Source organism: Actinopolymorpha sp. B11F2 (genome assembly GCF_040195635.1).
Lineage (GTDB): Bacteria > Actinomycetota > Actinomycetes > Propionibacteriales > Actinopolymorphaceae > Thermasporomyces.
The window spans coordinates 110,737-124,350 of the sequence record NZ_JBEFTX010000020.1; the positions used below are offsets into that span (position 1 = coordinate 110,737).

At 67.7% G+C, this 13,614-nt stretch carries 8 protein-coding genes; 3 read left to right on the forward strand and 5 right to left on the reverse strand.

Annotated elements, in window-relative coordinates:
- Positions 1-10 precede the first annotated feature (10 nt).
- The 5 genes from ABN034_RS28680 to ABN034_RS28700 are packed head-to-tail and all read right to left on the reverse strand — an operon-like array spanning position 11 to position 9,596.
- Positions 11-1,738, reverse strand: coding sequence for a DUF7402 domain-containing protein (locus ABN034_RS28680; RefSeq protein ID WP_349694100.1), 1,728 nt, complete (start codon positions 1,736-1,738; stop codon positions 11-13).
- Entirely contained in the window at positions 1,735-6,501 is a 4,767-nt protein-coding gene (locus tag ABN034_RS28685) for a glycoside hydrolase domain-containing protein (RefSeq protein WP_349694101.1), read from the reverse strand. Before ABN034_RS28685 ends, ABN034_RS28680 begins: the two co-directional genes overlap by 4 nt.
- Before the next feature lie 19 nt (positions 6,502-6,520).
- Positions 6,521-7,330, reverse strand: a complete 810-nt coding sequence (locus ABN034_RS28690; RefSeq protein WP_349694102.1) for a carbohydrate ABC transporter permease — start codon at positions 7,328-7,330, stop codon at positions 6,521-6,523.
- An 11-nt stretch (positions 7,331-7,341) separates the two neighbouring features.
- Positions 7,342-8,292, reverse strand: coding sequence for a carbohydrate ABC transporter permease (locus ABN034_RS28695; RefSeq protein WP_349694103.1), 951 nt, complete (start codon positions 8,290-8,292; stop codon positions 7,342-7,344).
- Between the two features lie 5 nt (positions 8,293-8,297).
- A complete protein-coding gene (locus tag ABN034_RS28700; protein WP_349694104.1) occupies positions 8,298-9,596 on the reverse strand; it encodes an ABC transporter substrate-binding protein in 1,299 nt (432 codons plus the stop codon).
- A 320-nt stretch (positions 9,597-9,916) separates the two neighbouring features.
- Here ABN034_RS28700 and ABN034_RS28705 point away from each other — a divergent pair, with 320 nt between their 5' ends.
- From ABN034_RS28705 to ABN034_RS28715, 3 genes are read left to right on the forward strand one after another with little or no spacing between them, the layout of a single operon-like run.
- Positions 9,917-11,641: a class I mannose-6-phosphate isomerase gene (locus ABN034_RS28705; protein WP_349694105.1), complete on the forward strand. Its 1,725-nt coding sequence runs from the start codon at positions 9,917-9,919 to the stop codon at positions 11,639-11,641.
- The gene (locus ABN034_RS28710) at positions 11,638-12,576 is read left to right on the forward strand and encodes an ROK family protein (RefSeq protein ID WP_349694106.1); all 939 of its coding nucleotides are present in this window, start codon (positions 11,638-11,640) and stop codon (positions 12,574-12,576) included. Before ABN034_RS28705 ends, ABN034_RS28710 begins: the two co-directional genes overlap by 4 nt.
- Entirely contained in the window at positions 12,573-13,595 is a 1,023-nt protein-coding gene (locus ABN034_RS28715; RefSeq protein ID WP_349694107.1) for a LacI family DNA-binding transcriptional regulator, read from the forward strand. The genes ABN034_RS28710 and ABN034_RS28715 overlap by 4 nt, the downstream gene beginning before the upstream one ends.
- Positions 13,596-13,614 lie beyond the last annotated feature (19 nt).

A 13,614-nucleotide genomic window follows, 5' to 3' on the forward strand; every position in this document is an offset into this window, starting at 1 on the left:
TCGTACGTTGCTAGGTAGGGATCACGGGGTCGGTGGGCGAGGACTTTCGTCCGTGGCCGGCCAGGCTCGTCGCCGCAACCGTGAATGTGTACGCCTGACCAGACGTGAGCCCAGGGACAACGATCTCGGTGGTGTCGACGCCGACGTTGACCGCGTCGAGCGGCGTGCCGTCCTCGTACGGCGTCACGACGTATCCGGTGATCGGCGCTCCCCCGTCGAATGCGGGCGGATCCCACGACACCGTGGCGCTTTCCTTCCCCGCGCGCGCGGCGACTGCGGTGGGCATGTCCGGCGGCGACGGCAGAGCGTAGACCTCGAGTTCGGAAAGCCCGGTGTTAGGTCCGGTCCCGCCTTCGACCTGGAACCTCACCGACGTGAACGTCTTCGTGCCGAACGTCACCGTCTTCGCCCCACCCGCTGGCGGAACGTCGGTCACCCCGACCGTGCTGCCATCGCTGAAGCTCAGCGTGCCACCCCTGATGTCGTCGATGCCGGCACGGTCGTAGATCACGATCCGGTCGGCCTCAATCGGCGTCTCCCACTCCAGCTGGATCCAGGGGTTCTGCTCGCCCGCCGAGGCCCAGTCGCCGTTGTCGGGTTGCCCGATGACGCCGTCCCTGACGTTCTCCGGTCCATAACTGCTGTTGTACGCCGACGACGCGGTCACGCTCGAGCCTGGCCACCGCGCGGCGTTGCCACGAAGCAGCGCGGTGTCGAGGGCGATCTGCACCAGCACGCTGGCCTGTGCTCCGGCGCCGTCGGCCGCAGTGGCGGTGACCAGCACGTCACCGTCGCGATGGTTGACGGTCAGGATCCCGTCCTCGTGGATCGTCGCCCTGTCGGTCGGTGTGCCGTCGGGTTCGGTGACAGACCACACGGCCTGGTGGAGGGACCTCTCCGGCGTGAACGATGCCGTGAACGGTACCGACGCGTAGGGCTCGTCGACGAGATCCGGGCCGTCGATATCGATCGTTTCCACCTGCTGGCACCTGCCGAGACCGCCGGCGCGCAGGACATCCTCGACCGCACCAGCGACGAGGGCGTGCCCGGCATCGTTGGGGTGGACGCCGTCCACGGCGATATGCGCCTCGGACCACTCGGAGCGGACGTCCACCACGGTGACGTTCGTGAACTCCGCCGCGATGCTCTCCAGCTTCTGGGCGTAGGCGTCGGCGGTCTCCTGGCTTCCTTTGTCGTACGGCGGATACTTCGCCCACGCGGCGTCCGCGATACCCGGATCGGCCACCAATACCACGGGGACTCGGCTACCCGTTTCCATGGCACGGACGAACGACACCATCTCGGTGAGGTGTTGGCCGTACCGACGCAGCAGATCCGCGTCCGGGCCGAACAACCGGACGTCGTTGATGCCGGTCTCGATGACAACGACATCGCTGGGGCGGAGGAGTGTGCTCGCCGTCATCAACAGCTGGTTCTCGGTCTCGGCGGAGAGATCCCCGGACCTTGCCTTGTTGACGAGCGGCCGGCACGTTCTGGCAGCGACGATCGATGGCCAGGCCTTGCTGGCCTTGGATGCGCCGAGTCCTGCGACATAGGAGTGCCCGAACGTGAGAACTCTCCCGGTCCCAGCTTCCTGGGGCGTCGACATGGCCACGGCCGCGGCGGTGGGCGAGGCACCGCCCGCGCTGTGGCCAGCGAGCAGGAGTGCGATGCCCGCCACGAAGGGACCAACCCTGAATCGCCTCACGCGCTTCATCTCGACCTCCGTGCCGGTCATGACGGAACCACCGGGTCAGTTCGCGCGGACTCCGGTCCCGATCCGATGATGTTCGTGGCAGCGACGCTGAACTCGTACGCCTGACCGGGCGTGAGTCCTGGCACCATCACGCTGGTGACGCCGCCCGCATCGACGGCAACGGGGTCCATCGCGACGCCTTCCCGGTAAGGCGTGACGACGTAACCGGTCACCGGCGCGCCGCCATCGAATGCCGGCGGGCTCCACGTCACCACGGCTCCGCCCTCCTCAGGATCGGCCGCCACGTCGCTCGGCGCCTGTGGCGCGGACGGCACGGCGTGGACCTCGAACTCCGCGAGGCCCACGTTCGGCCCCGATCCGCCCTCGACCTGGAATCGCACCCAGGTGAACGCCCTCTCCTCGAACGTCACCGTCTTCGCAGCACCGCCGGAAGGTATCCCGTCGACTACCACACTGCTGCCGTCACTGAAGCTCAATGTGCCGCCCGTCGCGTCGTCGACTCCCGGCCGGTCGTACAGCATGATCTTGTCCGCCCGGATGGGCTCGTTCCACTCCAGGCGTACCCACGGGTTCTGCTCTCCCGCGGATGCCCACTCACCGGACGATGCGCCGAACCCGTCATGCACCTTCGCCGGACGATAGTCGTCGTTGAACTGCGACGAGGCGGTCGCGCTCACGCCCGGCCAGCGGGAGGCATTGGACCGGAACAGGCTCGGGTCGAGCGCGAGGGTCACCGTTGTGCTCGCACTCACCTTCCCGGCGTCGGCGGCGGTCGCCGTGACGAGCACCGGACCGTCGCGATGGTTGACCGTGAGCACGCCGTCGTCGTTGATCCTCGCCTTGTCCGTCGGCTCACCGTCAGGTTCGGTCACCGACCACGTAGCCTTCTTCAGCGTCGTGTCGGCCGGCGTGAACTCCGCGTCGAACCGCACGGAGCCGTAGGGTTCCACGACTTCCGTTGGCCCGACGATGGTGATATCGGTCGCCAGGATGGGCTCCCCGCGTTCCGGACCGGTCCCGATGAGGTTCCGCGCGGCCACCGTGAAGTCGTACGCCTCGGCCCCGGACAGGTCCCTGACCACCGCCTCCGTGGTGTTCTCGTCGACCTCGACCGTCGTCTCGGCCGCGCCGTCGCGATAGGCCGTCACGACGTAACCGGTCAGCGGCGCACCCCCGTCGAACGCCGGCGGCTCCCAGGACACGAGAGCCTCGGTACCCTCCCGGAGGACGGAGACGTCCGTCGGGGCATCCGGTGCGGATGGCACGGCGTAGACCTCGAACTCCGACAGGCCCGGGTTGAGCCCGGTGCCCCCCTCGACCTGGAACCGCACCCGGTCGAAGGTCTTCATCGGGAAGGTCAACGTCTTCGCCGAACCGTTGCGGGGAAGGTCGGTCACATCGACGGTGCTGCCGTCGCTGAAGCTCAGCGTGCCACCGTTCGAGTCATCATCGCCGGGCCGGTCGTACAACGCGATCCGGTCGGCTTTGATCGGCTTTTCGAAGTCCAGCTGGACCCACGGCGCCCGCTCGCCACGGGAGGCCCAGTCGCCGCCGTCCTTCGACCCGATCACCCCGTCGTGCACCTTGGCGGCGCGGTAGCCGTCGCTGTACTCCGACGACGCCGTTGCCGTCACCCCCGGCCAGCGGGCGGCATTCCCCCGCAACAGCGCGACGTCGAGGTCGAGCGTCACAGTCTTGCTCGCGCGCACCGTGGGGCCGCTGTCGGAGTTCGTCGCCGTCACCACCACGTCACCGTCGCGGCGGTTGACCTTCAAAACGCCATCGTCGTCGATGACCGCCTTGTCGGTCGGCGATCCGTCCGGCTCCGTCACCGACCAGAACGCCCGCTGCCAGGTGGTGTTCTCCGGCGCGAACTCCGCCTCGAACCGCACGGAACCATAGGGCTCTTCCACCTGGTCGGGACCGTTGATGGCGATGTCGGTCGCGTAGACCGGCTGCTCGCCCTCCGATGCCGACTCAGAGGGTGGCAACTCGCCGACTCCCCAACTCCGGTTGGGCTTGTCGCCCATCCACAGCTCCAGCGTGCCACCATCGGACAGCTGGTCGTGCCGGAACCACGACCGGTCCAGGGCCTTGCCGTCGAGGTTCGCCCGCTGAATGTACATGTTCTGCACGGAGTTGTTGTGCGTCACGATCCGGAACTGCTTGCCCGGGTAGTAGTCCTGGTTCAACGTGATGGTGATCTCGTCGAATATCGGTGACGTGATATCCCAGACGGGACGCTCGTGACCGCCGCCGGTGACCTCGAAGAGTCCCATGGCCATCAGGGCACTGGTCGCCCCCATCTGGCCCTGGTCCTCGTCGTGGTGGCCGTATCCGTCGGTGGTCGAGATCGATCCGTACGTCTTCTCCTTGACCTGGCGTACCCAGTACTGCGTCAACCACGGCTTGCCCACGTAGTTGAACAGGTGAGCGACCTGCAGGCCGGGCTGATTGCCGTAGCTCACATAGCCCTGACCGTAGACGCCGATGAAGTTCGAGTCTTTCGCACGTTCGAACGCGTAGTTGAGCCGGTCGGCGTACGCGGCCTCCCCGCCCATCAGGTTGGCCAGTCCCATGACGTCGTGGGAGGTGAACCACGTGGCCTGCCAGGAGTTGGCCTCGACGAAGTCGCTCGGGCTCAACGGGTCGAAGTCCTCCAGGAACGTCCCGTCCGCATGCCTCGGCCGGATGAACCCGGTCGCCGGGTCGTAGAGGTTCCGCCAGTTGCGGGATCGGTCGCGGAGGTACCTCGCGGTGTTGGTGTCATCCCAGACCTCGATCTCGTTGAGCCCGACATTGGCCCCGGCGCCTCCGGTCGCCTCGAACCTGACCCAGGAGACGTCCTTGCTGCCGACATTGACGACTCTGTTCGTGCCGTCGGCGGGGATACCACTGACGTTGACCGAGGAGCCGTCGCTGAAGGTCAGCCGGCCGGAGTTGACGTTGGACGTCGGGTCGGCCCGGTCGCTCAGCACGATCTTCCTGATCGTCTTCTGCTCGTCCCAGCTGAGCGTGATCCACGGCTTCTGCTCACCCGCGGAGGCCCACTCGACGTCCTCACCGGCAACGCCGCCGGACCGGACCGGCCGGCCGTCGACGGCACGCTCCGCCGCCCACTGCGAGCCGCTCGCCTGGGACGACGCCTCGACGCGGGCGAACTGCGAGACGTTCATGCCTTCCTTGTCCAGCTCCCTGGCGAGCTGGGCGAGCGTCCAGTCCTGGAAGGCGTACTCCAGGGTCTGGCCGGCGGCACCGTTGAGCCCGCCACCCGGCCGGTAGGCCACGTAGCCGTTGTCGAGATAGCTGCGGATGCCGCCGGCTCCGGTCCACCCCTTGTACTCCAGGGCTCCCTTGTCGAACAGGCCGCCCACCGAGTGGGCGTCGAGCATCGCGTCGTAGGCGAGATCGGGATCGAAGTCGCGGATTCCCTTGTTCCACGCGCCGGTGATGAACGACGTGACCGGCGATCCGGTCATGATCAGCGAGTCGTTTCCGGCGATCGGTCCGCGCGGGAGCAGGCCGCCGTCTTCGTACATCTGCAGCTGCGACTGGACGAAACTGCTGTAGATCTCCGGGTACGCGAGGCCGAGTACGGAGTTGACGTTCCACTGGGTGAGCCAGAGCGCGTCGTAGTTGTACATCGCGAACTTCGGCTTGCCCTGCCTGTCCAGCGGGATCTGCTTGACCTGGTTGTGGTTCCACGTGTCGTCGATGTACTTGCCGTCGACGTCACTGACGACACTGCGACCGCACAACACGTGGAACAGGTCGGTGTAGAACTTGACCTGCTGCTGGTGCGTCCCTCCGCGCACGTCGATGCGTCCGAGCATGTCGTTCCAGTGGCGTTGCGAGGCCTCCTTCACCTCGTCGAACGACCAACCAGGCAGCTCGGCGTCGAGGTTCTTCCGCGCACCCTGGGTACCGGTCAGCGACAGGCCCACCTTCGTCTGCACCACTTCGCCGGCGTCGAGGTGGTTGTAGCGGACGTAGACGCCCATGTTGTCGCCGTCGAGGCCGTCGATCGCCGCGCCGCCGCGCGCCAGGCTGCCGTCAGCCCAGCCGTGCAAGGAACTGAAGGGCTTGTCGAACCGCATCACGAAGAAGAGCCTCGTGTCGTGGTCGGCGTAGGCGCCGCCGCGCTGGTTGACGTACCCCTCGATCTCGGTGCCGCTGACCTTGGTCACCTTGGCGTCCTTCATCACCGCCTCGCCAAGGGTCCCGCCGAGGTTGAGGATGATCTCGCTCTGTCCGGCGCGGCCGTAGGTGTAGCGATGGAGCCCGACGCGGTCGGTGACGGTCAGTTCCGCGGTGATGTCATAGCGGTCGAGGTGGACCCTGTGGTAGCCGGGTTCGGCGACCTCGCTGTCGTCGTGCTCCACGTGCGACTGCCACCCGGTGTCGCCCTCGGTCTTGGGGACGCTCGCTCCGGAGGTCGGCATCACCTGGATGCCCGAGAACTGCCATTCGTGAATGTGGCTGAACCCTTTGACGTTGTTCTCGGTCGTCCGGTAGCCCGTGCCCCCGCTGGAATGCGTAGACGTGTCGGGGCGCAGTTTCACGAAGCCGAACGGGTTGCTCGCCGACTGGAAGAAGAAGTAGCGCGCGATGTCGGCCTCCACCCAGGGATTGACCAGACTCACGTAGTCGCGCCCATCGGGACCCGCCGGGGCGGCCGCCTCCGCAGCGCTGTCCCGGAGTCCGCCCAACACGGCGACACCGCACAACAGGGCGACGACGCCCGCCATCGCCACCACCCGTCGCACCACTCTCGCACTGGTCATGACGCCTGCCACGCTCCTCTCAGCCGACGGGCTTGAGACTCGAGACGAAGAAACGCTGGAAAGCCAGGAAAAGGACGACCGTGGGGAGGGAAACGGCGAGTGCGGCCGCGAGCACGATCGGCGGTCCAAGGCTGGAGTATCCGCCGTTGAGCTCCGCGAGCGCAGCCATCACCGGGCGGATGTTGGGACTTGTCGACAGGGTGATTCCGAACAGCAGGTCGTTCCACACCCACGTGAACTGGAAGATGAACGCGGCAAGCAGGGACGACCGCGCGATCGGGAGATGGATCTGCAGGAACAGCCGGATCCATCCGGCGCCGTCGAGTTGGGCGGCCTCACTGATCTCGACCGCCACCGTTGTCAGGTAGTTCCGTACGACGAAGAACGCGAAGGGCACACACAGCGCCGCGTAGATGGCGATCATGCCGATCTGGGTGTCGTAGACCTTCACCCCGACGTACGCCTTGAACAGTGGAGCGAGAAAGATCTGCAGCGGCAGAAGCGTGCCGGCGTAGATGATCCAGAACCACAGGCCGCGCCGGCGGGTCGGCATGACGATGACCGCGAACGACGCCATCGCAGCGGTGAGCACGGCGGCCCCCGCGGACAACGATGCGTACAGAAGGCTGTTGGCGATACCGAGCCCGAGGTCGGCGGCCGTCCACGCGCGGGCAAGGTTGTCGAAGAACCCGAACGCCTGCGGAAACCAGACCGGACTCCCGGCGTAGCGATCAGCGGGCACGAACGCGTTGACCACGAGGAGGTAGGTCGGAACGAGCCAGATCGCCGCGAGGACGACCAGCACAGCATGGCGGATGAACCTTGTCATGAAGCGCCTCCTCATCCGGCTCGGGGCATCTGCCGGCGCAGGTAGATCCACGAGGCCGTGACCACGATGCCGGCGAGGACGACCGCCACAGCGGCGCCGAATCCGTAGTCGCTCACGACGAACGTCTGGCGGTACATCGTGACGGCGAGTGTCTCCGACACCCGGCCAGGACCGCCGCCGGTGAGCAGCCAGATCAGGTCGAAGACCCGCAGGCTGTTGGCGATGGAGATGCCGACGACGACCACGGTCACGGCCCGCAGCTGCGGGAAGACGATGCTCCGGAAGAGCCGGAACCCACTCGCACCGTCCAGCGTGCCGGCCTCCACAGTCTCCGGCGGCACGGTCTGGAGCCCCACCACGAAGAGGATGACCGCGACACCGACGGCCTGCCAGGTGTTGGCGAGGATCATCATGAGCGTGTTCGTGGGCCACTCCAGCAGCCACGGCGTCTGGAGCGCGTCGAGCTGGACGAATCCCAGCGCCTGGTTGAGCGCACCGTCGCTCCGCAGGATGAAGCCCCAGATCACCGCGGTCGCCGTTCCGGAGATGGCGTACGGAAGGACGAAGGCGTACCGCAGCCACGCCGCCCAGCCGGTCGTGTTCGTCAGGACCGCGATGAGCAGTCCCAACGCCACCGGCAGCAACAGGGTCCCGACCGTCCACAGCACGGTGTTGAGCACCGAGGCGAAAAACGCCGGGTCCCGCAGCAGAGCGGCGTAGTTGCCCGGACCGATGAAGGTCGCCGGTCCGAGGCCGTCATAGCGGGTGAGGCTCTGATAGACGGTGATCGCGAACGGCACCAGCAGGAGCACGCAGACCAGGGCGACCGCAGGCGAGAGAAAGAACGCACCGCTTGCCTGCGTTGCCCAGCGCCGGTGTGGTTTCCGCGGACGCGGCGGGAGGTTGTCGTTCGCCCGCACCCATGGTGTCGTCTGCGTCTCCCGCAGGGCCGTTGTGGACATGGGATCTACTCCCGGCCCTTCCACTTCGCCCACTCGGTGTCGGCGCGGTCCTGCATCCTCTGCAGGGTGCCGTCGATGTTCGCGGGCGTCGGATCGACCATGAAGGCCGCGAGATCCTGCACGTTGCCTTCGATGAGAGCCGGCGGGCTCGCCTCCCAGTAGCGTTCGAGCTCGGTCGGCTTCGCCTCTCCCACCTGCTCGGTGACCGAGGTCAGCAACGGGTTCTCGATACCGACCGAGGGGTTCGCGGAGATGTCGTTGATCTTCTCCACCCAGGCCTTCTGCACTTCTGGGTTGAGCCACTCACCTAACGCCTTCTTGGCGGCGTCCTTGTTCGGCGCGTTCTTCGGGACCGCGAAGATGCCACTCTCGACGATGACGGACGGCTCCGTTCCCTCCTTGACCATCGGCAGGATGAAGGCGCCGTAGTCGTCTTCGGTCAGTCCGTTCTCCACGAAGATGGCGTTGCGCCAGGTGCCCATCGGCACCATGGCGACCTTCCCCTCCGCGAAGAGCGCGGGTTCGTTGTCCCAGGCGGTGTCAGGTGCGGTGAAGTAGCCACGGGCGTAGAGATCGGCCCAGATCTCCATCGCCTCGCGGGCGGTGGGATCGGTATAGCTCGCCTCGCCGTTCATCAGCCGTACGTAGAAGTCCGGGTCGAGCTTACTCAGGATCTCGCCGAACCAGATGAACGACGTCCACCCCGCCTCCTGCGTCGCGAACAGCGGAGTGATGCCGGCCTTCTTGATCTTCTCGGCATTGCCGAGGAACTCGTCCCAGGTCGTGGGCACCGACAGGCCAAGGTCCGCGTAGACCTGCTTGTTGTAGTAGATGACCCAGTAGGACTTGTACATCGGCATGGCGTAGACCTTGCCGTCGTAGGAGAAGCTGGCCTCGGTCTCAGGGTTGACCCAGCCCTTCTCGACGGCCGCGTCCCATTCGGCACTGAGGTCCTCGATGCCTCCGGTCTGGGCGAGGTCCTGCAGGCGGTAGCCGCTCCACCACTTGATCAGGTCAGTCGTGCTACTGGTCTGCAGCGACGAACGGATGACCTGCTGGTAGTTCTCCGTGCTCGGGACGTTGCGCGCCCTGATCCCGGAACCGGTGATCTCGGCGAGCTTCGCGCCTGCTGCTTCGTACGCCGGTACGAAGTCGGCGCGGTCGCCGTTGAGGGTCAGCGTCGCACCCGAGCCAGCGCCGGCGCCTGAACCGTCGTCCCCGCGAGTTTCCGTGCCCTGGGCACATGCGCCGAGCAGCACGGCGCCAGCCGCGACCAACGCGGTCAGGAACCTTCGATGCTTCATGAGTTGCCTCTCCATCGCCGGTGAAGGGTTCGAGAGTGGAGCGGTACGGGAGTGGAGCGGTACGAGGGCCGGGGTCGACCGCAACGGGCGTCGACCTCGCAAGTGAGGTATCGATAACATGCCTGTGTGGTCGATGACCGTACAAGACAGCCACCGTCTCACGGCACGTCGCGCCACGACTTCGACCGGAATCGGCCTTTTGCAGCAGGCGCCTCGCCGATCTGCCCGACCCGGGGCGGCCAGGTCCCCTTGCGCGGGCGGCCCGGCTACCGGCATGGTGTCGATACCACAGGCGGGATCGCAGCCGAGGAGGACAAGCGGTGACGGGGACAGTTGCGTACGAGGCCAACCCGGCCTATCCGCCGCTCGGCGACGCCCCCTGCGCCAGCGTCGTCAGCGGCTGGCCCCACGCGGTCGCGACGCTGCCCTCCGCACCCTTCGTCCTGGCAATCGACGGCCCGGCCATCCTCGACTGGTCAGCGCTGGTCACGGGCGTCACCAAGGCGCTGTCAGCCGCCGGCACTTCCGCAGTGTGGCTCGACCTGCGGTCGCACTTCGCACCGTGGGAGAAGATCGTCGCCGCCACGGAGTCGGCCGCGCTCCCGGAGGATCCAGACTTCGCCACCCTCGCCACGCACGAACTCGGCGACCTCTTCGAGGAGCTGCCGGAGCCCGATCCGACGGCCGGGCGTGGTGCCCTCGTCGTCTTCGGGCCGGGCGCGGCACTCGTCCACCACGACGTCCTGTGGTACGCCGACCTGCCCAAGCGGCACGCCGAGGCCGCCGTCGCCGACGGGACGGCCCGGAACCTCGGCCAGCCCGACGACGCGGGCGCGGGCACGACGAAGCGGCTCTTCTACATCGACTGGCCGATTCTCGACCGGCACCGGGACGCGATCGCCGGCCGGATCGACCGGTGGATAGACACCCGGGACTCAGCCAACCCGAGCTCCCTCGACGGCGAAACGCTTCGGCGTACGGCGGCCGCTCTCGCGACGAGGCCCTTTCGTACCCGCCCGACGTTCAACACGTCCTCGTGGGGTGGCCACTGGGCGCAGCAGGAACTCGGCCACAACCCGGAGGCCCGCAACACGGCACTCGGCTACGAGCTCATCGCGCCGGAGAGCGGAGTACTCATCGGCCAGGCGACCGGCGCGCAGGTCGAGCTGCCGTTCCAGCTTGTTGTCAGCCAGCGTCCGGTCGAGATCCTGGGCGAGCGGGTCCACGCACAGTTCGGCACGTCGTTCCCGATCAGATTCGACTACCTCGACACCGTGGGCGGCGGCAACCTCTCGGTCCACTGCCATCCCCAGTCCGACTACATGCGACGCGTCTTCGGCTGGCCCTACACCCAGCACGAGACCTACTACATCCTCCTCGGCGGTGAGGACCGGCAGGTCTTCCTCGGACTGAACGACGGCACGGATCTGGAGGTCTTCCACCACCGGGCGCGGACCGCCGACGACCACGGCGTGCCGTTCGACATCGAGGAGTACGTCCAGACGTTTCCGGCGACTCCACACCAGCTGTTCCTGATCCCCGCCGGCACCCCGCACGGCAGCGGCGAGGGGAACGTCGTCCTCGAGGTCAGCGCGACGCCGTACCTCTACAGCCTGCGGTTCTACGACTGGTTGCGGCGCGACGAGAAGGAGCGACAGCGACCTGTGCACGTGCGACATGCGTTCGCGAACCTGGACCGCCGGCGGAGGGGTCCGGCGGTTCGCGAGCTGGTGCAGCAGCCGCGGGTCCTTCGCTCCGGACCCGGCTGGCACGAGGAGCTGCTCGGGTCGTCGCCGGAGATGTTCTTCGAGGTACGCCGCCTGGTCGTCGAGGCGGGCAGAGCCGCCCAGGACGACACCGACGGACGCTTCCATGTGCTCAACGTCGTCGAGGGAAACGGCGTCGCGGTCGAAACCGCGAGCGGGCACCGCCACGACCTCGCCTACGCGGAGACGATAGTCGTCCCCGCCTCGGTGGGTCCCTATCTCGTCCGCGCCCTCGGCCCTGACCGGGCCCGGATCGTCAAGTCGCTCGTGACGTCATGACCGTCCCCGCCTCCCTCCGCGTGCCCGTCCGCACTCTGGTTCCCGTGATGGACATCGGCGGTACGCATGTGACGGCCGCGCTCTTCGATCCGGCCGCGCAAGCTGTCCTTGACAGCGCGCGTCAGCGCCGCCACCGTCGCCCGCTCGACGCATCGGCCTCCGCGACCGATATCGTGCAGCGCCTCGTGCGATGCGCCAACGACGTCGCCGCACCACCGGACGCGGCCTGGGGTGTCGCGTTGCCGGGACCGTTCGACTACGAGGGCGGCATCGGATTGTACGAAGGCGTGGGGAAGTTCGATGCGCTGAAGGGTGTCGACCTTCGCCAGGCGTTTCTCGACGCTGTGCGACCGGCGCCGGCGGAGGTCCATTTCCTCAACGACGCCAACGCGTTCGCCGTCGGGGAATGGGTGTCGGGCGCGGCGGCCGGGCATGACAGGGCGCTCGCCCTCACCCTCGGCACCGGCGTCGGGTCGGCCTTTCTCGACCGTGGCCGGATCATCGAGGAAGGGCCTGCCGTACCACCCGAGGGTCGTGCCGACCTGCTCACCTTCAATGGCCAGCCGCTGGAGGAGACCGTCTCGCGGCGAGCCGTTCTGGCGAGATACTCAGCCATGACCAGACGCGACGACCCGCGGTTGGATGTCCACGACGTGGCACAACGGGCCCGGGACGGCGACATCCTCGCGGAAACGGTGCTGAGCGGGACGTTCCGCGCTCTGGGCGAGGCGCTACGGCCGTGGGTCAACCGGTTCGGTGCCACCGTGGTGGTGGTGGGTGGCTCGATGGCCGGGTCGTGGGACCTGATCGTCCGACCGCTGCGTACTGGCCTGGGTGGAACGTACGGTCCCGCGGTCGTCCATGCCCGGCACGGCGACGACGCCACCCTCATCGGGGCGGGAATCCACACGATCCGGCAGGGCCGGCGACCGTGACCGACGCACCGACCCCGCGACGGGCACCGACGATGCGCGATGTGGCCGACCACGCGTCGGTCAGCCCGATGACCGTGTCCAGGGTGCTGCACGACGATCCCCGCGTGTCCGGCCAGACGAGGGAACGCGTCCTCGCCTCCGTGGATGCGCTCGGCTATCGCCGCAACGAAGTGGCCCGCAACCTGCGGCTGGGACACACCAGCGGCCTCATCGGCCTCGTCGTCACCAACCTCGCCAACCCCTTCTATTCACAGCTCGCCCTCGGGGTGGAGTCGGTCGCGGGGCAGAACGGCCTCAAGGTCGTCCTCACCAACACCGACGAGGACGTCGGGCGCGAACGCCGGCTGGTCGAGGAGCTCACCGCGCGCCGGGTCGACGGCATGATCGTCGTCCCCGCGGGCAGTGACCACTCCCACCTCGACCCGCAGACGCCCGGATCGGTCCCCGTCGTCCTCGGCGCGCGCCCACCCACCAACCTCGCGCTGGACTGCGTACTCGTCGACGACTTCGGCGGCGCCCGCGAAGCGACCGCCGGCCTGCTGGCGGCCGGCCACACCCGGGTCGGCTTCCTCGGCCTGCCTCCGTCGGTGTGGACCAGCTCGGAACGGTTCCGGGGTTTCTGCGTCGCACTGGAGGAGGCGGGCGTCAGCCTCGACGAGCGGTACGTCCGGCTGCAGCAGCGCACCATCCCGGCCGCCGAGGAGGCGGCCCGCGAGCTGCTCCGCGTGCGACGCCCGCCGACCGCGTTGTTCTGCGCCAACAGCCGCAACACGCTCGGCGCGTATCGCGCGGCCACCCGACTCGGCGTTGACGTCGAACTGGCAGGCTTCGACGACTTCGAGCTTGCCGACGTTTTGGGCGTGCCACTGATCGTGGCGTACGACCCGCGCGAGCTCGGCCGGCGGGCGGCGGAGTTGTTGATGGAACGCATGAGCCGTACGGACACCGAACCTGAGGTCCAACCGCGGCGCATCGTCGTCCCCACCACCGTCGTCCGCTACGGCAACGCGACCCGCTGAGGTCCAGCTCGGTGGGGTC